This window comes from Actinomycetota bacterium, from assembly GCA_035540895.1.
In the GTDB taxonomy this organism is placed as follows: Bacteria; Actinomycetota; JAICYB01; order JAICYB01; family JAICYB01; genus DATLFR01.
Genome location: DATLFR010000031.1, coordinates 1 through 22754 on the forward strand (window position 1 = coordinate 1; position 22754 = coordinate 22754).

Below are 22754 nucleotides of genomic sequence, written 5' to 3' on the forward strand. Positions count from 1 at the left end.
GGGTACGACTGCACGACCCGGCCACCGGGCTCGATACGGATCTGCCCGCGGGACGCGGCGGAGGCCGGGACGAATGTGGTCGCGGACGCGAGAAGTGCCGCTGCGCCCGTGGCGACTGCCAACCTCCTCATCCACGGTCCCACGCAACCCCTCCTGTTCGTGGTCGCCATCTCGTTCAACGTCTGTGAGAACGTCCCCCGTCGCCCGGATTCTCCCGGGCCGGACCCTCTCATCTGAATATCGGCAGCGCGAGCACGACCCAAACCACCCGGACGGGTGAGGGGGGCGGCTAGAGCGGGAGCCCGCCGAGGACGAGGAGGCGTTCCTCGCTCATCTCGAGCATGGCCGAGCGGACCCCCTCCCGCCCGTAGCCCGAGTCCTTCACGCCTCCGTAAGGCATCTGGTCGGCCCGGAACGAGGGGACGTCGTCGTGGATCACTCCCCCCACCCGCAGCTCGCGGTGGGCTAGGAAGACCCTGCGGATGTCCGAGGTGAACAGACCGGCCTGCAAGCCGTACTGCGAATCGTTCACGAGGGCCAGCGCTTCCTCGAAGGTCCGGTAGGGCTCGACGGTGACGACGGGTCCGAAGACCTCGAGGCAGGACACCTTCATGTCCGGGCGGGTCTCCACCAGGACGGTGGGCGCGTAGCAGGGGTCGCGCCGCTCCGCCCCGCACAGGGCGGTCGCCCCCACCTCCAGCGCCTCCCGCACCCAAGCGTCCACCCGGTCGAGCGCGGCTCCGTCGATCAGGGGTCCGACGTCGGTCGCGGGGTCTGACGGGTCCCCCACGACCAGCGCCTCCACGCGGGGGACGAGCCTGTCGAGCAGGTCTCGGTACACGGGGGCGGCGACGAACACCCTCTGCACGGAGATGCAGGACTGTCCGGCCTGGTAGAAGCCGCCGTACGAGATGCGGTCGGCCGCCCGGTCGAGGTCGGCGTCCGGCTCGACGATCACGGCCGCGTTCCCGCCGAGCTCGAGCGTGACCCGCTTCCGGGGGACCAGTACCTTCAGCTTCCATCCGACCTCGGTGGATCCCGTGAACGAGAGCTTGGCCACCCGCGGATCGACCACGGCTCCCTGCGCGTCCTCGTTGGAGCACGGGATCACCGAGATGGAGTCCCCGGCGCCCGACTCGATGAGCACCTCACCCAGCATCAGCGCAGACAGGGGCGTAGAGGTGGCCGGCTTCACGACGATCGCGTTGCCGGCGGCCAGGGCGGGCCCGACCTTGTGGCACACGAGGTTGAGCGGGAAGTTGAACGGTGTGATCCCGGCCACGACGCCGAGCGGGAACCGCCTGACCAGGCCGAGGCGTCCGTTCATCCCCTCGTTCGCGTCCAACCTCGTCAGATCGCCCGTGAACCTCTTGGCCTCCTCGGCCGCCCAGGTCAGGGTGGAGATGGCCCGGTCGACCTCGACGACGGCGCTGCGGTGGGGCTTGCCTCCCTCGGCGACGAGCGTCTCGACGAACTCCGCCCGGCGGCGGCGGATCCCGTCCGCGGCTCCCAGCAGGGTGTCCGCCCGCTGAGCGGCCGGCGCCGTGCGGGTCCAGGCGAAGGCCGCGGACGCGCGGGCGACCGCCTCCGAGACCTGCTCGGGCGAGGCCATGGAGACCTCGGCCACCGTCTCCCCCGACCAGGGGCTGTTCACGACGGCGGGCGCGGCCTCACCGCGCACCCACTCGCCCCCGATCAGCACGTCGCGCATCGCTACGACGGTAGCTCGCCGATCCGGGCCTGCGCGGCGCCCATCCCCTCCCACGGGTCCGAGCGGCGTCCGAGGCGCCGGAACAGGTTGGAGATCGTCCACCGCCTCGGGTCGAGCTTCGAGCTGGCCACCTCGTCCCAGTCGATCGGCGTCGAGACCGGAGCCCCCGGCAGAGCGCGGGCCGAGTAGGGGGCGACGACCGTCTGCGCGAAGCGGTTGCGGCCCACGTCGAGGTAGAGCCGTCCGTGCCGCTCCGCCTTGCGGAACTCCGTGGTCAAGCGGTCGGGAGCCCGCCGGGCGAGCTCCTCGGCGATCGTCTCCGCCGCCGCCTGCACCTCGTCGGCCGGGTGCTCGCGCCGCAGCGGAACGACGATGTGCAGCCCCTTCGAACCGGAGGTCTTGCAGAAGGCCGGGAGCCCGAGCTCGTCCAGGAGGGTGCGCAGGTCGAGGGCCGTCCGGCGCACCTCGTCGAAGTCGCTCCCGGACGGGTCGAGGTCGAAGACCATCTGGTCGGGGCGGTCGGGCGCGTCGATCCGCGAGGTCCAGACGTGGTGGACGATCGTGTTCTGGTTCGTCAGGTACGCGAGCGCGGCGGGCTCCCCGACGACCGGGTAGCGGGTGGTGCCGCCTCCCTGCTTCGCGACCTCGAACCTCCCGATCCAGGGCGGGAAGTACTCGTTGGCGCTCTTCTGCATGAACCCTGCCTGCCCGATCCCCTCCGGGAACCGATGCATCGTGAGCGGACGCTGCTCGATGTGCGGGAGCATGCGGTCCGCGATCCGCACGTAGTAGTCGAACAGGTCCGACTTCGTGATCCCGTCGTCGGGGAAGAGCACCTTCTCCGGGCTCGTGAGCCGCACCTCACGTCCGCCCACCTCGATCCTGCGCTCCTCGCCCATCGCGACGACTCTGTCACCTGCTCGCGAGCGCCGCCACGCACCTGCGCGAGCGCCTGGTGGCGTGGACGCGGTCGGGGACGGCGTGAGCGGCACCGGGAGACCCGGACCGGAGCGCCCGGTGCCGCTTCGCGGCCTGGACACGCGCAAGTGCCACCAGACCTGCCGGACGACGTCGCCGAGAGCCCGCGCTAGCGGGTGGAGGCCCGACGGACCTCGTCGAGCGCTTCGGGGTTCTCGAGGCTGGACAGGTCCCCCGGGTCCTTCCCCAGCGCGATCGCCCGGACCGCCCGCCGCAGCACCTTCGCGTTCCGCGTCTTCGGGAGCTGGGAGACGAACCGGACCGCGGCCGGCGTGAAGGCCTTCCCGAGGACGGTCCCGACGTGGCGGCGGAGCTCCGCGCCGAGCTCGTCGTCCGGTTCGGCTCCCGCGGCGGGCACGACGTAGCACCAGATCGCCTCCCCCTTCACCTCGTCGGGGACGCCGACCACCGCGGCCTCCGCCACCGCCTCGTGGGAGACGAGCGCCGACTCGACCTCGGCGGGGCCGATCCGCTTCCCGGCCACGTTCATCGTGTCGTCTGACCTTCCCTGCAGGAACCACTGGCCGTCGCCGTCCACGAGGGCCCAGTCGCCGTGGACCCAGACGTCCGGCCACCGCGACCAGTACGAGGCGAGGTAGCGGTCCGGGTCGCCCCAGATCCCCCGGGTCATCCCGGGCCACGGCTTCGTGCAGACGAGCTCCCCGACCTCGCCACGGACGGGGCGCCCGTCCGGACCGTAGACGTCCACCGCCATCCCCAGCGCCGGACCCCCCAGCGACATCGGCTTCAGCGGCATCGCCGGCGTGGGAGAGAGGAAGCACGCCCCGACCTCGGTGCCGCCCGAGAAGTTGATCACCGGGCAGCGACCCCCGCCCACCGTGTGGAAGAACCATCGGTAAGGGTCGTCGTTCCACGGTTCCCCGGTCGACCCGAGGATGCGCAGGCTCCCGAGGTCGTGCGAGGTCACCGGCTCGTCGCCGAACCTGCGCATGGCCCGCACTAGCGTCGGCGAGATCCCGAGCGTGTTTATCCGGTGCCGCTCGACCATGGCCCAGACGCGGTCGGGCCCGGGATGGTCGGGAGCCCCGTCGTAGAGGAAGATGGTCCCGCCTAGCGCGAGCGTCCCCACGACCTGCCACGGCCCCATGATCCATCCCATGTCGGACACCCACCACAGGACCTCGCCCGGCTGGTAGTCGGTCTGGTAGGCCACCTCGCTCGCGATCTTGACGAGGAAACCGCCGTGTACGTGCACGGACCCCTTCGGCTTGCCAGTCGTGCCCGATGTGTACGCGATCATGAACGGGTCCTCGGCCAGCGTCGTCTCGGTGGGAGCCTCGGATCCCCGTCCGGACACGAGGTCGTGCCACCAGATGTCACGACCCTCCGTCCAGGAGACCTGGTTGCCGGTGCGTCGGTGGACGACGACGTGCTGGACGCTGGGGCTGTGGGCGACGGCCTCGTCCGCGGTCGCTTTCATGTCCACCACGCCGCCGCGCCGGTGGAAGCCGTCCGCGCAGATGAGCACCTTGGCCTCGGCGTCGTCGAGACGCACCGAGATGGCCGGCGGCGCGAACCCCGAGAAGATCGGGACGAGGATCGCGCCCACCTTGCAGCAGGCCATGAAGGCGACGACGGCCTCGGGGGTCATCGGCATGAAGATCCCGACCCCGTCGCCCTTCTGGACCCCGAGGGACCGCAACCCCTCCGCGAGCGCAGCCACCTCCTGCGCTAGCTCACCGTAGGTCAGGGTGCGCGTCTGCCCTTCCTCTCCCTCCCAGACGATCGCGGTGGCTCCCGAGTGCCGGTGCCGATCGACGCAGTTGTGCGCGATGTTCACCTCACCGAACGAGAACCAACGCGGCCATTGGATCCCCTGGGAGTCGTCGACCACGTCGCGAAAGGGCGCGGTGAACTCGATGCCGAGGTCCTCCACGACCGCACCCCAGAACCACTCGATGTCCTCGATGGACCGCCGGCGCAGCGCCTCGTAGCCGTCGATCCCGTGGCTGCGAGCGAGCCGCGTGGTGTTCGCGCGCTCGACCGCCTCGGGGCTGGGCGTCCAGATGAACTCGCCGGTCATGTGTGTAGATTGGCTTACCACAGCGGCATGGGAGGGATCATGCGCGTACGCATCACGTACTGCACCAGCTGAGGCTACCTGCGGAGGGCCGTCGGTCTGGCGGCCGAGCTTTTGGACGAGTGCAGTGAGGAGATCGAGGAGCTGACCATCGTCCCCGCCTCGGGCGGCGTTTTCGACGTCGAGGTGGACGGGGACGTGGTGTTCGCGAAGAAGGAAGCCGGCCGCTTCCCGGCCGACGGGGAGATCGTCGGCCTGTTGCCCTGACGCGAGGAGGGACCGTGGGACTGATCGTGCGGATCGGCGCGCTGGCCGCGATCGTGGGCGGGGCCCTCGTCGCCATCGGACATCTGGCCAACCTGGCGGGCGAGGACCGCAGCGGGACGGTGATGGGGCAGACGCTCGTCCTGGCCGCGCACGTCCTGCTCGTGCTGGCGCTGATAGCCATCGCCGTCCGGGCGGCCGGGGACATCCTCATCGTCTTCGGGGCAACGCTGGCCGCGGCCGGGACGAGCCTCGTCACGGCCGTCGTGGTCGTCGACCTCCTGGCCGCGGAGGGCGTGCTCGACCGTCAGAGGTTCGTCGAGTCGACCGCCGGACCCGTCGACGTGATCGCCCCGGTCCTGTTCGTGGCCGGGATCGTGCTGATCGGGATCGGCGCGCTGAAGTCCTCCCTGCCCACGGGAGCCGGGGTCGCCCTGCTCGTGGGGGGTGTCCTCGAGGTGCTGGGGATAGCGGTCCCGGTGGCGTCCGTAGCCGGGGCGGTGGTTCTGGCGGTCGGATTCGTTTGGTTGGGTATGGACATGCTGATGCCGGCGCGTACGGGCCCCGAGGGTACGGCGTGAGCCGGCGCGCGTCCGCTCTGGCCGCGATAGCGCTCGCCCTGGCCGTCGTGGGCTCATCCCCCCTCGCCAGCGCCGACAACCACCCACGGCCCACGACCCACTGGCTCAGCCTCATCAACGAGACGCACGCCGAACCCACCGGGATGTCGGTGGTCATCGTCCCGCCGATCTACGGGAGCAAGGTGGCGATGGCCGACGACCGGGCGTGGCTGACCGGTGGGAGCCCGATCCGCGACCACCCGGGCGTCCGCGCAGCGCAGGAGGCGACCGCCTACTGGGCGTGGGCGATCGAACGGTTCCGCACCGACCACGGGTGGACGCACCTGCAGAAGCTCACGTACACCGTCCGGGTGCTGGGCGTCGATGCCACCCCGGACGACCTCCAGCGAGCCCACATCGTCGTGACGACCGCGATGATCGGGGACCCATCGCCCAGCCTCTTCCACCTCGGGCTCGGCGCGCCCACCTTCCCCAACCCGATCTTCCGGGTGACGAACCAGGGGATGAGGCGCTGCACGGTGTGGAACACGGGCGCTGGGAACCGGTCAGGGGAGTCCCACGTGGTTCGGTTGAGGAACCTGATCATCCACGAGTTCGGGCACTGCCTGGCCGTGGGCCACACCGGGACGAGCCTCGGGCTGAACCACAACAGCCGGAGTTACGGGACCTTCGACTCCCACCCCACCGACGTCATGTCGGCGGTCTTGGGCGACCGCCGCCAGTGCATCTCGAACATCAACGTTCAGAGCCTGGCCGTCGGGTACGACTGGCTGCGAACGGGCACCACCTGGCGCGACCATCCGGGCGAGACGTTCATCCTCAAGGACGACTACCGAACGGCATGCATGCCCGACTCGATGAAGCGCTTCTGAGCCGGGTCAGGGCAGCCGGACTCCCACTCCCCTGTCCGGATCCGTCTCGCAGTCGGGGTGAGGGTCAAGGTCGGACAGCGTCGGGCCTCGCCTCATCGCAGGACGATCCTCTCTCCGTTCACGTTGCCGTAGCCGTCGACGAGGTCACCGGGTTCGATCGTCGCGGAAGATGCGGGCTCGAGGCCGGACACGACCCACCGGCCGTCGGTGAGTGTGGCTTCCACCGGCACGCCGTCGACGGTCACCGTCGCCGACGCGATGGCTCCGGTGAGGGCCCACCCCCGGAAGGTGCACCGGAAGCAGTAGGGCACGCCGTGAGGCGTGCTCACGCTCGGGGATATGTAGCGGACGCCGACCGGGGTGTAGGTGCGGGGGTAGGAGACGGTCCGTCCGAACGAGATCGACTCCTCGGTGACCTCGACGGCCGGAGTGGTCACCCCCGACCAGACATCCACCCGGAACGGACGCGATCGCATCGTGTAGGTCTCGGTCTGTCGTCCGGACCGGTGCTCCCCGTCCAGGACGAACCTGTACGTCCCGGGCTGGGTGCGGTCGAACACCTCGTAGGTGGCGGTCCAGATGCTCTCGTGGGAGCCGGTCGCGAAGCGCGCGGCCGACTGTGGGTCGGATGTCCGCTTCCACTCGAGCGTGGTGGGGATCTCTCCGCCGTCCTGCGTGGCGGCCCACCGCCACACGCCGGGTGACACCTCGCGCTCGACGCGCACCCGGGGTGTGCCGAGGAAGTGGTTGCCCCCTCGCCACCGCACCTGCGCGGCCGAGAACCTCTCCAGCCTCTCCTGCGGCTCCAGCACGATGGCCGGCGGGCCGGCGTCGTCGGGCATCGCGGCGTGGAAAGCGGCGGTCTCGGCTTCCCCGGCCTTCGTTGTCGCGGCTAGGCGCGCGGCGATGGCCGGCTCCTCGGCCCGCAGAGCAGTGTCGAGGAGGGCGTCGGAGACCGCCGGTCCGCCCTGGAGCTCGGCCGCCATCCGGACGAGGCGCGTGTTCACGTAGTCGGCCGTGTGCGGTCCGAACGCCGTGAGCGCCTTCCGGTAGTGGTCCCCCGCCTGGTACTCGCGGTACGTGACCATGTACCCGAGGTAGTCGTTCGTCGTCCCGGACATCAGCGGGAGCCGGAACCCCTCGCAGGTCGCGCAGCGCGACTGGATCTCCTCGTGCGTGAAGTTGCCCTTGATCTTCGCGGGATCGGTCGGCTCGGACTCGGCCGTGGTGAGGTTCTCGAGCTCTTCCCACCCGCGCGCATCGTTGTGGATCTGGGCGCGCATCCGGTCGTAGGAGGCACGCGATATGGACCGCGGGGCGGGGGCGCGCCACCCAGCCTCCCTGAAGTCGCAGACAACGTCGGCCTCGGACGGCGAGCAGGGCCAGTCGAAACCGTCGTAGCGGTCGCCCGCGGTGTGGTCGAGACGGGACTTCAGGTTCAGCGTCATGTCCGTGACGGGCTCGCATGGGCAGCTGGCGAGAACGACCTCGCCGAGTTGCAGCACCTGGAGATGCAGGCGGACCGACTCCTGGACCCCGCCGTACGAGGGGGGCGAGTACTGGTCCGGGACCGGTACACCTGCGTCCTTCAGCGGCGCGGTCGACCCGCCGGGCGAGGCCGGTCCCGATCGGTTGGTGCACGTCGGCAGACCGGGGCCTCTGACCTCCCCCCTCGAGAGGAGCGGCTCGATGCGGCAGTTCGAGAACGAGGGGACCGGGTGGGAGGCGGGTCCGGCGAACGTGCGGTCGATCATGCGCACGGGGAAGTCGGTCCGCCACGCGACGTGCTTCGCCGGGACCTCGTGCTCGTCCGCGGCCACGTCGTTGAAGGCATCCTCGGCCCGGGAGGCGATCTCGCGGCTCATCCGGTCCATCTGCGAGAAGCTGCGGTACCAGTACTCCTTGCCCGCGCTGGGTGGGTTGGCCCGGCTCTGGTCCGGCTCCGAGTCGCCCAGCCCCCCTTGGCTCCACACGACCTGGGCGCCGGTCTGCTCGGTGAAGTACCGCTCCACCGCGCCTACGAAGTCGGCCGAGGGCATGTCGTAGGTCTCGAGCGACTCGGGGTGCATCCCGAAGTTCACGAGCGCCCCGTACGGGCGAGGGTTCGCCGGGTCGGTGATGTCGTCGAACCGAACGACGGCCAGCTCCGTGTCGTAGTGGTCGCGCGGGAAGCCGCGCGGGCTCCCGTCGTCGGCGACGCCGGGTCCGAGGACGTTGTGCTGCACGCCGTCGAGGTGGACCACGGACGCCCCCATCCGGACCGGCCGCAACCCCTCGATCGCCGACTTCACCGAGGCTGCGATCTGCCGCGAGGCGTACTCGAAGTGACGCGGGTCGAACGCATCCGTGAAGTACCAGACACCGAAGGAGGTCGTCGAGAGGTAGGGGGCGGAGTGGTTGTGGCTGGCTGAGATCATCAGCGTCTCCCGCGTGATCCCAGTCCCCTCCAGGAGCTGCGCGACGCGGCGATGGAGCATGTCCTGCTGCAGGTACAGGTCGTGGCCGACGTAGGCGACCCGGGTGCCGTCCGTCCCCTCCACGACCATCGCCCGGGAGTAGATGCGGCTCTGCAGCCCGTCAGACGGGGTCTGCTTGGCGCCGTGGGCGTACGGGTCGAACCTGTCGCTCACCACGGTGTTCCCCTGCGACCCGTGCTGGCCCTGACCGGCTCCCACGTGCCAGGACAGGTCCGCCCGCGCGAACCCCGCCTTCACCGCGGGCTGCAGTACGACGGGCGGCGAGGCGGACGCGCCCAGCATCGACGCGCAGACGGCGAGGGCCACGGACAGGCTGACGACGACACGGCGCATGAGGTTTCCCTCCCGGGGTTCGGTGATGCGAACCGTTTCGGCGCAGGGGCCGCGGACTCCTGCCGCGCTAGCCGGCCCGGCAGCCGAAGGCCGACAGGTCGCCCGCGCTGAGCGATGGCGGCTTCGAAGCTCCCCACTCCCGGTTCGGGAGGACATCCATCTCCAGGACCAGCTCGCCGCCGGGGCGGAGGGCGCTGTCCGGGAGCCAGGTGGCGTCGAAGGTCTGCCCGTCCAGGGTCGCCGCCTTCACGTACTTCGCAGCGGGCGACGCGCCGGGCGACCTCACGGTGAAGGTGCCTCCGGGGACCGCGATCTCCGCCCGCTCGAAGACTGGGGAGCCGACCGTGTAGAGCGGTGCACCGGACACCGTCGGGTACAGGCCGAGCGCGCTCCACACGTACCAGGACGAGAGGGTCCCGAGGTCGTCGTTGCCGGGGAGGCCGTCGGGGAGCGGGCGGTACAGCGACTGCAGCCCCCGGACGACGGCCTGGGTCTTCCACGGCTCGTCCGTCCAGTCGTACATGTACGGGGCCTGCAGGTCGTGCTCGTTGGACGGCGCGTACTGGTTGCCGTAGTAGGCGATACCGAACGCGGTGATGTGCTTCTGCGCCTCCGCCGCCCCCGTCGGCGTCGCGGCCGCCAGCCAGGTGGAGAAGAAGGTGTCGAGCCGGTCGGAGACCGGGTCAACGCGGCCGATCACGTCGAAGAGTCCGGCCACGTCGTGGGGGACGAGCCACGTGTACTGCCAGCCCGTCCCCTCCACGAAACCGTCGGGCATCATCGGGTCGTAGCCCGCCCGGTAGCTGCCGTCGGCCTGACGCGGGCGAGCGAAGCCGATCTCGGGGTCGATCGCGCTCGCCCAGTTGCGGGCGAGCGCGAGCGCCGCGTCGCGATCGGCCTGGTGCCCTAGGCGATCGGCGACGAGGGCGAACGAGAAGGCGGCGATCGCGTACTCGAGGGTCTCGCTCGCGCCGCCGTAGCCGCGGCGGGCGAACCCATGCTCGACGAAGGACGGCTCCCGGTGGTGGGTGAGGACCTGCTCGCGCATGTGCGTGTACAGGTCGGACGCGATATCGACGTCGACGAGGTCGCGGCACCACGCCTCGGCCAGGACCGGCATCACCGGCTCCCCCACCATGTAGTCCGGGTAGGTGTTGTTGAGCGCCCACTTCGGGAACCGGGCCGGGTTCCTCTGCGCCTCCTCGGGATCGGAGGGCGTCCGTTGGCGCTTCGCCTCGAGGAGCGTCCGGGTCATGTCGCGGTACCGGTCCGGCTGGATCACCGAGAGCAGCGGCATCTGGCCGCGGTACGTGTCCCACATGGAGAAGTTGGCGTAGGGGGTCCACCCGTCCGCGGTGTGGACCTGTCCGTCGTAGCCGCGCCAGCGCCCGTCCGCGTCCGAGAAGACGTTGGGGTGGTGCTGGGCGTGGTAGAGCGCGGTGTAGAAGGAGGTCCTGTCGGCGTCGGTGCCGCCGGTCACCCGGATCGCGCCGAGCGCGTCGTTCCACGCCTCCCGGGTCGCCGCACGCAGCGAGTCGAAGTCGGTCTCCTCCGAGTCGAGGTTGCGCAGCGCCCCGGCCTCGTCGACGTAGGAGATGCCGACCTCGACGGTGACCTCTCCCCCGCCCGCGAAGGTGACGGCGGCCGAACGGGAGTCGGGTCGACCACCCGGGTTCCAGTACCTGATCGAGTCGAACGGACGGCTGTAGCGGGCGGCGAAGTAGACCGTGTAGGGGGCCCGTCCGGACATGGTCGCGCTCCCGCTCACCGTCCGCCCGTCCAGCTGTTCGATCGTGGACGCGTGGGCGGCCGGCCGCAGCGGGACGCCCGACTCGCGTGGAACGCTGCGCCCGACGTCCATGATCACGTTCGCCGGCAGCGCCGAGGGGAAGGTGTACCGGTGGACGCCGACCCGCAGCCCGGCCGTCAGCTCCGCGTGGACGCCGTTGCCCAGCCGGACCCCGTAATAGCCGGGGGAGGCCTCCTCGGCCGAGTGGTCGAACGGGGACATGTACTGGAGCGGGTCCTCCTGGACCGCCCCCACCGTCGGCATGAACGGCAGGTTGCCGCCCATATGCACGCCCATCGACTGGATGTGCACGTGGCTGAACCCGCGGATGAACCGGTCGGAGTACAGGTACCCGGTGTAGGCGAAGTAGCCCTCCGTGTCCGGGGAGAGCTGGACCATCCCGAAGGGCGCGGCCGGACCGGGGAAGACGAAGCCCGACCCGAGGGTGCCGATGAAGGGGTCGACGTAGCGGGCCGGGTCCGAGTCGGTGGCAGACGCGGCGGGCCGCGCCACCGCTCCAGCGGGGAGCAGCACGGCGAGCAGGAGCAGGACGCTGGCACGGCGCATGGCCGCAGGGTTCGACGCGCGGGAGCCGCGTCCTGCCCGGGTGCGCAGGTGTGGCGCGTCGTTCCCTTCAGGAGCGTGGCCGGGTGAAGAACGCGGCCGAGGCGGCCAGGAGCGCCAGGACCGTCGCCAGCACGACCAGGGCGAGCCCGCGCTCCCCCTGGCCCGGGGGTGTCCGGTCCGGGAGCTCGTCGGGGGCCACGATCAGCGAGCCGGCCGGAGCCGGGGCGGGGTGGGCGGTGTCGTCCCACACCGACACCTCCCGCAGGGTGTGGACGCTGCCCGTCACCCGCAGGTAGCGTCCGGATATCGCGGTCACGGGCGTGATCGTCATGTTGTCCTCGCCCGCGGAGTCCTCGAATCCGGCGCCCGCTCCCACCGCCTCCCAGGCCGCCCCGTCCGGCGAGGCGAGCACCGCGCACTCGTCGTCGCATCCGCGCAGGACGACGAGCCTGATCGGCCGCGGGGAGCCGAGGTCGATGGTGACGTCCTGTCCGAGCGTCGGACACTGCTCCCCCGGGGGACACTCCGCGCCGGCCGGTGTGAAGGTCCGGCGGAAGTCCCCGTCGGTGACCGCGCACCCGGACTGCGCCACCGGGCGCTGGGCTGCGTCGAGGACGTAGCACCCCTTCGATCGGGAGACGGGTCGTCCGGCCATGGCCTTGTACGCGAACCTGGCGGAGGACAGCCGCATCGATACGCGCGTGCCGGCTTCGTCCGGCACCTCGGCTTGGGGGACGGCCGCCTCCACGGAGACGGCTCCCACCGTGTCCTCGAGGACGCGGGCGTCGAACGTCCCCCCGGGCGCGAGCGGCTGCGCCCACACCAACCCCCCGGACGTCGTCTCGAACCGGACGTCGTAGGAGGCAGCGGCTCCCATGTAGGCAGGGAGCAGCCCGGGATCCAGCGGGGGCCAGGTGACGGACACCGTCGTCGCGTCGCCCTTCACCTCGAGCGCCGGCTCCCAAGCCCGCATGGGGATCTGGACCGCGGACGTCTGCACGAGGTGACGGACCCGGACCGCGGGCCCCTCGAGCTCCTGGCTCGACCGCGGGAGACGGGCGGCCAGCTCCATCGTCGCCGCCGACCCGCCCGAGGTCTGGGTATCGCGTCCCTTCAGGGCGAACCGGAAGCCGCCGTCCGGACCCGTGACCACCTCGCGGGTCTTCCCGCACGCCTCACGGATCTTCTCGTCGATGCACGCGAGTCCGAACGAGAAGACGAGGGACAGCGCCTCTCCGAGCCCCGCGTCGCGCGACATGACGACCCGGACCCCGTTCACCCCGGCCCCGTCCTGCCTCATGACGGTGCCGGCGACGGCGATATCGGCTCCCGGGTCGACGCGGCTCTGCTCGGAGCACGCCGGAAGCAGGAGCGCGAGGAGCGAGAGGGAGACCGCGACGCGCAAGCCGAGCCACACCGCCGGCCTCGTTCGCCTTCACGCTCTAGGCGTACATGCCCTCGATCTCGCGCTCGTACTTCGACTCGATGACCCGCCGCTTCAGCTTCAGGGTGGGGGTCAGCTCCTCTGACTCGGCGGTCCACTCCGTCGGGAGCACGGTGAACCTCTTCACCTGCTCCTGGCTGTGGAGCTTCGTGTTCATCTCGTCGATGTAGGACTGGATCATCTCGTGCACGCGCGGGTGCTCCGCCAGCTCCGCGATATCGGTCGGGAGCCCTTCCTTGGCCGCCCACGCGGGAGCCGCCTCGGCGTCGAGGACGACCAGCGCGGTGACGTACTTGCGACGGTCCCCGATGACCGCGGCCTGGCCGACGATCGGGCATCCCTTCAGGAGGTTCTCCACGTTGGAGGGGGCGATGTTCTTGCCTCCCGCCGTGATGATGATCTCCTTCTTGCGGTCGACGATGCTCAGGTACCCGTCCTCGTCGAACTCGCCGATGTCGCCCGAGTGCAGCCACCCGTCCTCGTCGAAGGTCTCCCGGGTCATCTCGGGCTCCTTGTAGTAGCCCTGGGTGACGTTGCCTCCGCGGACGAGCACCTCACCGTCCTCGGCGAGCCTCACCTCGACGCCGGGGAGCGCGGGTCCGACGGTGCCGAGGCGGTTGGAGTCCATGCGGTTGAACGAGGTCGGACCGGTGTCCTCGGACTGTCCGTATACCTCGGACACCTTGATCCCGACCGCGTGCAGCCACTCGAGGACCTCGCGCGCGATGGGGGCGGCGCCCGACGCGGCCCCGATCAGCTCGTCCATCCCGACCATCATCCGCAGGAACCCGGTGATGGCCTCGGCCTCCTCCACCTTGCGCTGCAGATCCTCGGGGACGGGCTGTCCGGCCTGCTCGAGCCGCACCTTCTCCAGGCACGCCTCGATGGCTTCCTGCGCCTGCTTGCGCTGCGCCTCGTCGGGGTTGTTGTTGACCATCCCGCTCAAGCCGGCGTGCAGCTTCTCCCAGACGCGGGGGACACCGAAGAAGAACTGCGGCTTGACCTGTCCGAGGTAGGCGGCGACCTGCCGCGGGTCGGGGCAGAAGTGGACGGTGGACCCGTGGTAGATCGGGTTGTACAGCCCGGTCATCCGCTCCGCGATGTGCGCCAGCGGGAGGTAGGAGATCTGGCGCATCCCGGCCGGGAACTCCGGGAGCATGCGCTTCAGAGACTCCATCGTCCACACCACGTTGTAGTGGGTGATCATCACGCCCTTGGGCGGTCCGGTCGTGCCCGACGTGTAGATGAGGGTGGCGAGGTCCTCCGGGGTGATCGCCTTCCAGCGCTGCTCCAGCTCGCCCGCGTCCGTCTTGGCGAACTCACGTCCGGCCTCGAGCACCTCGTCGTAGGAGATGACCCACTCGTCGTCGGCGAACTCCTCCGCTCCCTCGAACATCACGACCTTGCGGACGTTGGGGATCTGCTGGCGGATCTTCAGCAGCTTCTCGTAGAAGTCGCGGTTCTCCACGAAGACGAAGACCGCCTCGCAGTGGTTGACGATGTACTCGATCTGCTCGGGGGCCAGCGTGTTGTAGAGGGAGACCGGGATCCCCCCGGCGTGCATCGTGGCCAGGTCGGCGATGTAGTACTCGTATCGGTTCGAGGACAGGATGTTGGCGAACTCGCCCTTGCGCAGGCCGAGGGAGATGAGGCCGTTGGCCATCTCCGTCACGAGGCGGCCGTACTCCGCCCAGGACAGCGACTTCCAGTCCTCCCCTTCCTTCCACTTGAGCGCGGGGATCTCGGCGTGTTCGGAGACCGTCTGCTGGAACAGGCTCGTGATCGTCTTGCCCTCGACGGTCGCGTCGATATCAGCGCGTTCCGCGGCTACGTCCCTGGACAAAGCCCTCACCTCCGCATCGCCGGAAACACGGTCCCTTCCCGATGGCGGGAGCCTATCACGCAGCCCGTTCGCCCCCGGCCCGACCGATAGGCTGTCCGGGCCATGTCCCAGACCATCCTCGTCACCGGCGGCGCCGGGTTCATCGGCTCCCACATCGTCGACGACCTCGTGGACCTCGGGGCGTCGGTCCGGGTCCTCGACCTGCTCCATCCGGCGGCCCATTCGTCCACCCCGGAGTACCTCAACCCGGCCGCCACCTACGTCTGGGGCGATGTCCAGTCGCCCGAGCACGTGGCGGAGGTGGTCGACGGCGTCGACTCCGTCTGCCACCAGGCGTCGATGGTCGGCCTGGGGACCGACTTCGCCGACGTGGTCGACTACGTCCGGCACAACGACGTGGGGACGGCCGTGCTGCTCCGGGCGCTGGCCGACTGCGGCTTCGCGGGCCGACTCGTCTTGGGGTCGAGCATGGTCGTGTACGGGGAGGGCAGGTACCGCTGCCCACGACACGCCGACGTGCGCCCCGGCCCCCGTCCGGTCGAGCGGCTGGAGGCGGGGCGGTTCGAGGCGGCGTGCCCCATCTGCGGAGCCGACCTCGAGCCGGAAGCGGTCGGGGAGGACGCGCCGGTCGATCCCCGCAACGTGTACGCGGCCACGAAGCTGCATCAGGAGTACCTCTGCCGGGCCTACTCGCGGACGAGCGGCGTCCCGCTGACGGTCCTGCGCTACCACAACGTCTACGGGCCCCGGATGCCGCGCGACACTCCCTACGCGGGGGTGGCGAGCATCTTCCGCAGCGCGCTCGAGGCCGGGCTCCCGCCGCAGGTGTTCGAGGACGGAGGACAGGTCCGCGACTTCGTCCACGTCGCCGACATCGCGCGGGGCAACGTGATCGCGCTCACCTCGCAGACCCCGACCGAGGGGACGTTCAACGTCTGCTCCGGCGTTCCTCACTCGGTCGGGGAGATGGCGGCGGAGCTCTGCCGGGCGTTCGGCGGAGACATCGAGCCCGTCGTCAACGGACGGTTCCGGCTGGGGGATGTCCGTCACGTCTTCGCCTCGCCGGACCGGGCGGCCGAGGTGCTCGGGTTCAAGGCCGAGGTGTCCTTCGCCGACGGCATGCGCGAGTTCGCGTCCGCTCCGCTGCGTTGATGCGCACCCTGGCCGCCACCGCCCTCATCGCCGTCGCCCTGGCGGGCTGCCGTCCGGACACGCGCTCGCCCGTGACCGTGGTGGAGGGGTCCGGGCCCGTCGCGGCCTTCGCACCGCTGTCGGGGGGAAGCTTCCGATACGCAGAGCTGCGAACGGGCCGCGTCCTGGAGGTGAACCACCGCGGCGAGCGGGACCCGCGTCCGCTCGTCTCTCTCGAGGTCACGTCGGAGGGACAGCGCGGCCTGCTCGGGCTCGCCATCGGACAGCGCGGCCGCACATTCGCCACCTGGACCCGTCCGGACGGCCGCATCGTGGTCGGGGAGGTGTTCCCCGGCCCCCAGCGTCTGGTCTGGCTCGGGCCGGAGTCGCGCGACGTGGCCAACGGGGGCCACCTCGTCCCCATGCCCGACGGGAGCCTGCTGGTGGGGATCGGCGACCTGGAGCAACCGGACCTCGTCGACGACCCCTCGGCGCCGAACGGCAAGATCATGCGCCTCGACCCGGACGCGGGACCGGACCAGACGCCCGAGGTCGTGTCCAGCGGGTGGAACAACCCGTTCGCCTTCGCGGTGTCGATGTCCGGGCGCGTCTGGGTCGCCGACAACGCGCCCGGCCGGAAGCCGGAGGTCCTGGCCGACGGGGACCGCCGGGGCCTGACCGAGCTCCCGGCGCGCACGGTCCCGTCCGGTCTGGCTGCCGCCGGGGACGACCTCCTCGTGCTCTGCGGGTACCGGACGGGCGTCGTCCAGCCGTACCGCGTGGTGGACGGGCGTCCGCGTCCCGAGGGGGAGCCGCGGGCGACCGACTGCCGTTACGGGGTCTCGGTGCTGGCCGACGGCCGGGTGGTGTACGCGGCCGCCGACTCCCTGCGCACGGTCCGGCTGTAGCCTGTGGGCGTGAGGAGGCTCTCCCCCAACGACAACTGCTGGTGCGGCAGCGGGAAGCGCTACCGCCGGTGCCACATGGAGACCGACCCCGACGCCGACCTGGTCGTGCCGGGTGAGGTCAGTCCGCGCCGGACGGTACCCGACGGCATCGCCCGGCCCGACTACTCCGTGACCGGCCGGCCCGGCCCCCGCTCGCGCTCGCTCGTTAAGGCGCCCGAGGCGGTCGAGCGGATGCGCGCTGCGTGCCGCGCCGCCCGCCACGTCCTAGACCTGATCGGCCGACACGTCGCCCCGGGCGTCACCACCGACGAGCTGGACGCCATCGCCCACGACGAGTACATCCGGCTCGGAGGCTACCCCTCCACGCTGAACTACCAGGGCTACCCGAAGTCGATCTGCACATCGGTCAACGAGGTGATCTGCCACGGCATACCCGACGACCGGCCCCTGCAGGACGGCGACATCGTGAACCTCGACGTGACGATCTACCTCGACGGGATGCACGGGGACTGCTCGGCCACCTTCCCCGTCGGGACGATCGACGAGGCATCGAAGCGGCTGATGGCGGTGACCCACGAGTGCCTCCTGCTCGGCGTGGAGGCGGTCCGACCGGGCGTGAGGGTGAACGAGATCGGACGGGCGATCGAGCGGCACGCCATCGCCCACGACATGGGGGTGGTCCGCGCCTTCACGGGCCACGGGATCGGCGAGACGTTCCACATGGACCCCCAGGTCCCCCACTTCTACGACCCGCGCGCCGACGACGAGCTCCTCCCCGGCATGACGTTCACCATCGAGCCGATGATCACCCTCGGGACGTGGCGTCACATCGTGCTCGAGGACGACTGGACGGCCGTGACCGCGGACGGGCGCCGGACCGCTCAGTACGAGCACACCGTGCTCGTCACCGAGGACGGCGTCGAGATCCTGACGGGGTCCGAAGCGGACCGCTGACCGCCAGGGCGGCGGCGAACCGGGAGCCGGGGATCCCCCCCGCGACCGCGACCGCGTCGTCGAACGTGTCCACGTCGCGCAGGACCGGGAGGTCGGTCACGGACAGTCCGAGCTCGGCGAGCCTCTCGCGTTGGAGGCGTCCGGTCTCGTCCGTGCTCATCGGGACCCCCGTGACCGTCCGCGGGTCCGGGCGCCTCAGCCCCATGACCCACCAGCCGCCGTCCGAGGACATCCCGAGCGAGGCGTCGGTGTGCTCGAGGGCCTCCAACGCGAGCTCGAGGAGGTCCGGGGTGACCTGGGGGGTGTCCATCCCTACGAGGGCGGCCGGCCCCCCGACCTCGGCGAAGGCCGCGGCGATCCGCTCGTCCAACCCGTCGCCGTGCTGCGGCACGACCTCGAACCCGTCTCGGATCCAGGGGCCGGGCTCCCCGTCCAGGCAGAGCACGCGCCGTCCCACCCGAGCCCTCGAGACCGCCTCGAGCGTGTCGGAGAGCGCTGCCTCGGCCAGCCGGGCCGCCTCCTCGGGCGTGCACGGTGGGCACAGCCTGGTCTTGGACCGGCCCGGGCGGGGCTCCTTGGCCATGACGATGAGCGCGGTCATCGCAGCACCGACGACATGTCCCGGACCGCGCGCAGCGTCCCCTTCACGGTCCCGGTGACCTTGGACCTGCCCTCCCGCGGACGGTAAGGGGTCGGAACCTCCGCCACCCGCCACCCCGCGGCCGCCCCGCGCAGGACCATCTCGAGCGGCCACCCGAACCTTCGGTCCGTCATGCCGAGCTCGAGCAGCGCGACGCGGCGGACCGCGCGCATCGGTCCTATGTCCCGGAGCCCGATCTGCGTCCGGCGGCGGACCTCCCAGGCCAGGAACCTGTTCGCGACCCGGGCGTGGAGCGGCCAGGCGCCGCGCGAGGCGATCCGCTCTCCCAGGACGAGATCGGCCTCGCCTCGCACCACGGGACCGGCGATCGAGGGCAGGTCCTGAGGGTCGAGCGACCCGTCGCAGTCCATGAAGCAGACGACCTCGGCGGTCGCGTGCGTGAGACCGGCCCAGCAGGCGGCGCCGAACCCCCGCCGGGGTTCGACGACGACCTCGGCGCCGAGCGACCGGGCGATATCGGGGGACCCGTCGCTCGACCCGTTGTCGGCGACGATCGCCCGGTACCCCTCGGGCATCCTGGACAGGACCCAAGGGAGAGCGGACGCCTCGTCCAGGACGGGGAGGACGACGTCGATCGTCACCGGCGCTCCTCGGGCTGGGGGACGGTCACATACTCTTCGCTGCATGCGCCGGACGCAATCAGATCGAGGCGCAGCGATCACGGCCGCCTGCCTGTTCGGCTGGGTGGCGCTCCTGGTCGCGGCGCACCTGAGGGGACGCGCCCTCCTCGCCGCGGGCGAGCGCCTGTTCCTCGGCTTCCCTCCCCTGCACGCCACGTGGGAGCCGCGCGTGACGCTCCTCGTGCTGGCCCCGATCGCCGTGGCCGCGGCCGTCATCGTGTGGGGACCGGACCTGGCGTCGCGGGCCCGCTGGACACACCTCATGTACGCCTCCTGGGGCGCCGCCGCCGCCTGGGCGGTCGCGCTCGCCGCCACCGATGGATGGACCGCGCTGACCACCCCGCTCACCCACCCGACCGAGTACCTGCGCGTCGTACCCGGCATCTCCGACCCGCTGCGGTTCCTCCGGACGTTCACCGAACGGATCGGCGCCTACCCCACGCACGTCCAGGGTCACCCGCCCGGCTTCGTGCTCCTGCTATGGCTCCTGGACTCGGTGGGGCTGTCCGGGCCGGGACCGGCAGCCGCGGTCCTGATCGCCGCGGGGGCGTCGGCCGTCCCCGCCGTCGCCCTGGCCGCGCGCGACCTGGCTGGGGAGGACCAGGCGCGACGGGCGCTCCCCTTCCTCGTCCTGGTCCCGGCCGCGGTCTGGGTGGCGACCTCGGCCGATGCGCTCTTCATGGCCCTGGCCGCCTGGGGGTTCTCCTGCTTCGTGAGGGCGGCCCTGCGTCCGGGAGGCGAGGGAGACGTCCTCGCGGCGGGGTCCGGGCTGGCCTTCGGGACCGGCCTGTTCATGACCTACGGAATGGCCCCGTTCGGGCTCAGCGTGATCGCCGTCGCGGGGGTCCTGCGCCGGGTCCGTCCTCTGCTGGTGGGCGGGGCGGCGGTAGGGGCCGTCGCCGTCGCGTTCCTGGCCGGGGGGTTCTGGTGGTACGACGGCCTGCAGGCGACGGTCGTCCGGTACGTGGCCGGTGCGGGGGGGACCCGGCCCGACTCCTACTTCTGGTGGGCGAACCTGGCCGCGTTCGCCGTCGCGGTCGGTCCCGCGGCGGTGGCCGGGGCCGCGCGGCTGCGAGACCTGCGCCTGTGGCTCCCGCTGGCGGCGGTCCTGCTCGCGGTCTGCGCGGCCACGGCGAGCGGGATGAGCAAGGCAGAGGTCGAGCGGATCTGGCTCCCGTTCGTGCCCTGGACGGTCCTCGCCTGCGTGTCGTTGTGGACGGGGAAGGCCGCGGTGCGGGCCTGGCTGGCCGGACAGGCCGCCGTCGCCCTGGCCGTGCAGCTCCTGTTGCGGTCCCCCTGGTAGTTTCCCCGCCCGCCGCCCAGGGGATATCTCCATCCCCACCGGAGGGAGCAGGATGGCCGTACAGCTGGCTTGCGCCGATATAGGGATCTCGTGCGACCACGTGATCACGGGCCGCGACGAGCAGGACCTCGTCGAGCGGGCGACCTTGCACCTGCAGAACGACCACGGCATGCGCGAGCTCGACGAGCAGCTCGCGGAGAAGATGCGGAGGGCGGTCCGGGAAGGGGACTGACGGGCCGGCATCGGCGCCGGCGGGACGATCTCCTCGCCCGCATGGGCTGCATCACCTCACCGTCCCGCCGGCCCCGATGCCTGCTCAGACGTCGAGGTGGCGCGAGATGGCGGAGCGCAGCTCCGACCTGGTCAGCGGCCCCGTGTGCCGGTGCACGACGCGGCCCTCCGACGAGACGAACAGCGTGGTGGGCATGCCCACGAGGCGCAGCGAGAGGTAGGTGTCGCCGACCGGATCGGCGGCCAGTGGGTACCGCACCCCGGTCGACGCGACCAGCTCCTCGGCGGCGGGAGCCGTGTCGCGGATGTTCAGGCCGAGGAACCTCACCCGCGGGGACACCTCCTCGTACACGCTCTGGAAGTGCGGCATCTCCTCGACGCATGGCCGGCACCACGACGCCCAGGTGTTGATCACCAGCGGACGACCGAGGTGGTCATCGACCGAGACGGTCCCCGACCCGCCGAAGGCCTGCACCGTGAGCCCGCGTACCGAGGTCGGCCCGGGCGAGGCCCGCAGGGCGATGACGGCGGCCAGTCCGCCGAACACGACCATGCCGGCCCCCACGGCGATCAGGAGGCGCCTGCGCGCGCTCACCGGGGCGGGCATCTCCTAACCTGGGGGGACGCGAAGGAGGAGCCCATGGAGCGAACGATAACGGTCGAGGGGATGACGTGCGGTGGGTGCGAGGCGACCGTCACCCGTGCCCTCGAGAAGATGCAGGGAGTGACCTCGGCGCGGGCCGACCACGAGACGAACAGCGTGACGGTCGACCTCGATCCGGAGGTGGCTCAGCTCTCCGAGATCACCGGACGCATCGGCGAGCTCGGGTTCACCGTGGTGGGCAGCTAGGGTCCGGCGGCTCCCCGTCCGAGTCGCACAGCTTCCGCGCCCAGTCCTCCAGGCGCCGGACGACCTCGGGGTCCACCTCGGCTCCCACGCGTGAGATCGCCCTCTTGATCTCCCTCACGGCGTCCGCCTCGACCGCGCACGGACCGCACGCCTCGATATGGCCGAGCAGGGTGTCCGTCTGCGGACCCGGCTCCACCTCGCCGTCCACGAGCTCCTGGACCCTCTCGTACGCCTCACGGCATGTCCGTAGCTGGCGGCGCCGACGCCACGCGAGGGTCCCGGGGAGGTAGGAGGCGAGCCTCATCCCCGCCTCTCCCGGTCCAGATGGGTGCCCTTCACGGCCGCGCGCAGCCTCGCGCGGGCCCGGTGCAGACGACTCATGACGGTGCCCACGGGTATCCCCAGGGCGTCGGCCGCCTCCTGGTAGCGCATCTGCTCCACGTCGACGAGCTGCACGACGGCGCGGAACTCGGGCGGGAGGTCGTCGAGGGCCTCGCGCAGGACCTCGTCCATCTGAGGGTCGACCACCAACGACTCCGGGTCGTCCACGCCGAGCGCCTGTCCGACGTCGGGTTCGGCGACCGGGACCTCGCGGTTGCGCTGGTCACGGTTGATCGCCGTGTTGCGGGCGATCCGGGCGAGCCAGGCGCGCGGGTGTCGGCCGTCGAACCCGTCGATGGACCGGAACGCCTTCATGAGCGTCTCCTGGGCCAGGTCCTCGGCCTGCGCGGACGAGGAGGACATGGAGCGCGCCACGCGCGCGACGAAGGCGACCTCGGGGAGGATCAGCTCCTCGAACCTTCGGCTGCTCTCCTCGGACACGCGCGCTCCAGGGGGTCGGGGACCGGGGGCGAAGCGTATCGGTCCGGCTGCGACGGCGCGTCGTGGGCTCACACGCTAGGAACCCCGTCGGGGGGCCGTCGATTCCCTATCGGACCGCAGACCTCTCCCGCTCCCAGATCTTCGAGAGCTCCAGCCGCTCGGCGGCGGGAGGGTGGGAGAGGCGCAGGTACTTCCAGGTGCCGGGGGCGAGGTCGGCCAGGTTCTTGGTGTGGAGGCCGCGTTGCATCTCTCGGTAGGCCTCGGGGTCCCCGGTCAGCTCGAGCGCCTCCAGGTCGGCCTGACGTTCGCAGGCCCGTGAGAACCAGGCCTGCACGAGCCCGACCAGGAGGTTGAAAGGGACGAAGGCGGCCAGG

Annotated in this window: 22 protein-coding genes; 9 read left to right on the forward strand and 13 right to left on the reverse strand. The window is 71.2% G+C overall.

Annotated elements, in window-relative coordinates:
* Window positions 1-289: 289 nt before the first annotated feature.
* The 3 genes from VM840_01840 to VM840_01850 all read right to left on the reverse strand — a co-directional run bounded on the left by VM840_01840 (window position 290) and on the right by VM840_01850 (window position 4733).
* Window positions 290-1711, reverse strand: coding sequence for an aldehyde dehydrogenase family protein (locus VM840_01840; GenBank protein HVL80317.1), 1422 nt, complete (start codon window positions 1709-1711; stop codon window positions 290-292).
* A 2-nt stretch (window positions 1712-1713) separates the two neighbouring features.
* Window positions 1714-2610 (reverse strand): non-homologous end-joining DNA ligase, encoded by an 897-nt coding sequence (gene ligD / locus VM840_01845; protein ID HVL80318.1) that lies wholly within the window; start codon window positions 2608-2610, stop codon window positions 1714-1716.
* Between the two features lie 188 nt (window positions 2611-2798).
* The gene (locus VM840_01850) at window positions 2799-4733 is read right to left on the reverse strand and encodes an AMP-binding protein (GenBank protein HVL80319.1); all 1935 of its coding nucleotides are present in this window, start codon (window positions 4731-4733) and stop codon (window positions 2799-2801) included.
* Between the two features lie 39 nt (window positions 4734-4772).
* On the opposite strand from VM840_01850, the gene VM840_01855 reads away from it, so the two are divergent.
* The 3 genes from VM840_01855 to VM840_01865 are packed head-to-tail and all read left to right on the forward strand — an operon-like array spanning window position 4773 to window position 6447.
* Window positions 4773-4997: an Rdx family protein gene (locus VM840_01855; GenBank protein HVL80320.1), complete on the forward strand. Its 225-nt coding sequence runs from the start codon at window positions 4773-4775 to the stop codon at window positions 4995-4997.
* A 14-nt stretch (window positions 4998-5011) separates the two neighbouring features.
* Window positions 5012-5575 carry a hypothetical protein gene (locus tag VM840_01860; GenBank protein ID HVL80321.1) on the forward strand — a complete coding sequence of 188 codons (564 nt, stop codon included), beginning with the start codon at window positions 5012-5014 and terminating at the stop codon, window positions 5573-5575.
* Window positions 5572-6447 (forward strand): hypothetical protein, encoded by an 876-nt coding sequence (locus VM840_01865; GenBank protein ID HVL80322.1) that lies wholly within the window; start codon window positions 5572-5574, stop codon window positions 6445-6447. Before VM840_01860 ends, VM840_01865 begins: the two co-directional genes overlap by 4 nt.
* A 92-nt stretch (window positions 6448-6539) precedes the next feature.
* On the opposite strand, the gene VM840_01870 is transcribed toward VM840_01865, so the two are convergent.
* The 4 genes from VM840_01870 to VM840_01885 form a co-directional block, all read right to left on the reverse strand.
* Window positions 6540-9257 (reverse strand): neutral/alkaline non-lysosomal ceramidase N-terminal domain-containing protein, encoded by a 2718-nt coding sequence (locus VM840_01870; protein HVL80323.1) that lies wholly within the window; start codon window positions 9255-9257, stop codon window positions 6540-6542.
* Between the two features lie 67 nt (window positions 9258-9324).
* A complete protein-coding gene (locus tag VM840_01875) occupies window positions 9325-11613 on the reverse strand; it encodes a GH92 family glycosyl hydrolase (GenBank protein ID HVL80324.1) in 2289 nt (762 codons plus the stop codon).
* 67 nt (window positions 11614-11680) lie between these two features.
* A complete protein-coding gene (locus tag VM840_01880; GenBank protein ID HVL80325.1) occupies window positions 11681-13030 on the reverse strand; it encodes a discoidin domain-containing protein in 1350 nt (449 codons plus the stop codon).
* A 25-nt stretch (window positions 13031-13055) separates the two neighbouring features.
* Window positions 13056-14900 (reverse strand): long-chain fatty acid--CoA ligase, encoded by a 1845-nt coding sequence (locus VM840_01885; GenBank protein ID HVL80326.1) that lies wholly within the window; start codon window positions 14898-14900, stop codon window positions 13056-13058.
* Window positions 14901-15002: 102 nt separating this feature from the next.
* Here VM840_01885 and VM840_01890 point away from each other — a divergent pair, with 102 nt between their 5' ends.
* From VM840_01890 to map, 3 genes are read left to right on the forward strand one after another with little or no spacing between them, the layout of a single operon-like run.
* A complete protein-coding gene (locus VM840_01890) occupies window positions 15003-16052 on the forward strand; it encodes an NAD-dependent epimerase/dehydratase family protein (protein ID HVL80327.1) in 1050 nt (349 codons plus the stop codon).
* The gene (locus VM840_01895) at window positions 16052-16939 is read left to right on the forward strand and encodes a PQQ-dependent sugar dehydrogenase (protein HVL80328.1); all 888 of its coding nucleotides are present in this window, start codon (window positions 16052-16054) and stop codon (window positions 16937-16939) included. The genes VM840_01890 and VM840_01895 overlap by 1 nt, the downstream gene beginning before the upstream one ends.
* A 9-nt stretch (window positions 16940-16948) precedes the next feature.
* Window positions 16949-17893 carry a type I methionyl aminopeptidase gene (gene map / locus VM840_01900; protein HVL80329.1) on the forward strand — a complete coding sequence of 315 codons (945 nt, stop codon included), beginning with the start codon at window positions 16949-16951 and terminating at the stop codon, window positions 17891-17893.
* Here map and VM840_01905 read toward each other — a convergent pair.
* Both VM840_01905 and VM840_01910 read right to left on the reverse strand, forming a co-directional pair.
* Window positions 17844-18494 carry a TIGR04282 family arsenosugar biosynthesis glycosyltransferase gene (locus tag VM840_01905; GenBank protein HVL80330.1) on the reverse strand — a complete coding sequence of 217 codons (651 nt, stop codon included), beginning with the start codon at window positions 18492-18494 and terminating at the stop codon, window positions 17844-17846. The genes map and VM840_01905 overlap by 50 nt on opposite strands.
* Window positions 18491-19180, reverse strand: coding sequence for a glycosyltransferase family 2 protein (locus VM840_01910; protein ID HVL80331.1), 690 nt, complete (start codon window positions 19178-19180; stop codon window positions 18491-18493). Before VM840_01910 ends, VM840_01905 begins: the two co-directional genes overlap by 4 nt.
* Here VM840_01910 and VM840_01915 point away from each other — a divergent pair.
* Entirely contained in the window at window positions 19179-20477 is a 1299-nt protein-coding gene (locus VM840_01915) for a hypothetical protein (protein ID HVL80332.1), read from the forward strand. The two genes, VM840_01910 and VM840_01915, sit on opposite strands and share 2 nt — an antisense overlap.
* A gap of 52 nt (window positions 20478-20529) precedes the next feature.
* On the forward strand, window positions 20530-20709 hold the full coding sequence (locus VM840_01920) for a DUF1059 domain-containing protein (protein ID HVL80333.1): 180 nt from the start codon (window positions 20530-20532) through the stop codon (window positions 20707-20709).
* Between the two features lie 84 nt (window positions 20710-20793).
* Here VM840_01920 and VM840_01925 read toward each other — a convergent pair whose 3' ends face one another.
* Window positions 20794-21303: a TlpA disulfide reductase family protein gene (locus VM840_01925; GenBank protein HVL80334.1), complete on the reverse strand. Its 510-nt coding sequence runs from the start codon at window positions 21301-21303 to the stop codon at window positions 20794-20796.
* Between the two features lie 45 nt (window positions 21304-21348).
* Here VM840_01925 and VM840_01930 point away from each other — a divergent pair, with 45 nt between their 5' ends.
* Entirely contained in the window at window positions 21349-21558 is a 210-nt protein-coding gene (locus VM840_01930; protein ID HVL80335.1) for a heavy metal-associated domain-containing protein, read from the forward strand.
* On the opposite strand, the gene VM840_01935 is transcribed toward VM840_01930, so the two are convergent.
* From VM840_01935 to VM840_01945, 3 genes are all read right to left on the reverse strand, one after another.
* The gene (locus VM840_01935) at window positions 21539-21862 is read right to left on the reverse strand and encodes a hypothetical protein (protein HVL80336.1); all 324 of its coding nucleotides are present in this window, start codon (window positions 21860-21862) and stop codon (window positions 21539-21541) included. The genes VM840_01930 and VM840_01935 overlap by 20 nt on opposite strands.
* Complete coding sequence (locus VM840_01940; protein HVL80337.1) at window positions 21859-22380, reverse strand: sigma-70 family RNA polymerase sigma factor; 522 nt, start codon at window positions 22378-22380, stop codon at window positions 21859-21861. Before VM840_01940 ends, VM840_01935 begins: the two co-directional genes overlap by 4 nt.
* 106 nt (window positions 22381-22486) lie before the next feature.
* On the reverse strand, window positions 22487-22754 hold a 268-nt coding region (locus VM840_01945), incomplete at its 5' end, for a M48 family metalloprotease (GenBank protein ID HVL80338.1).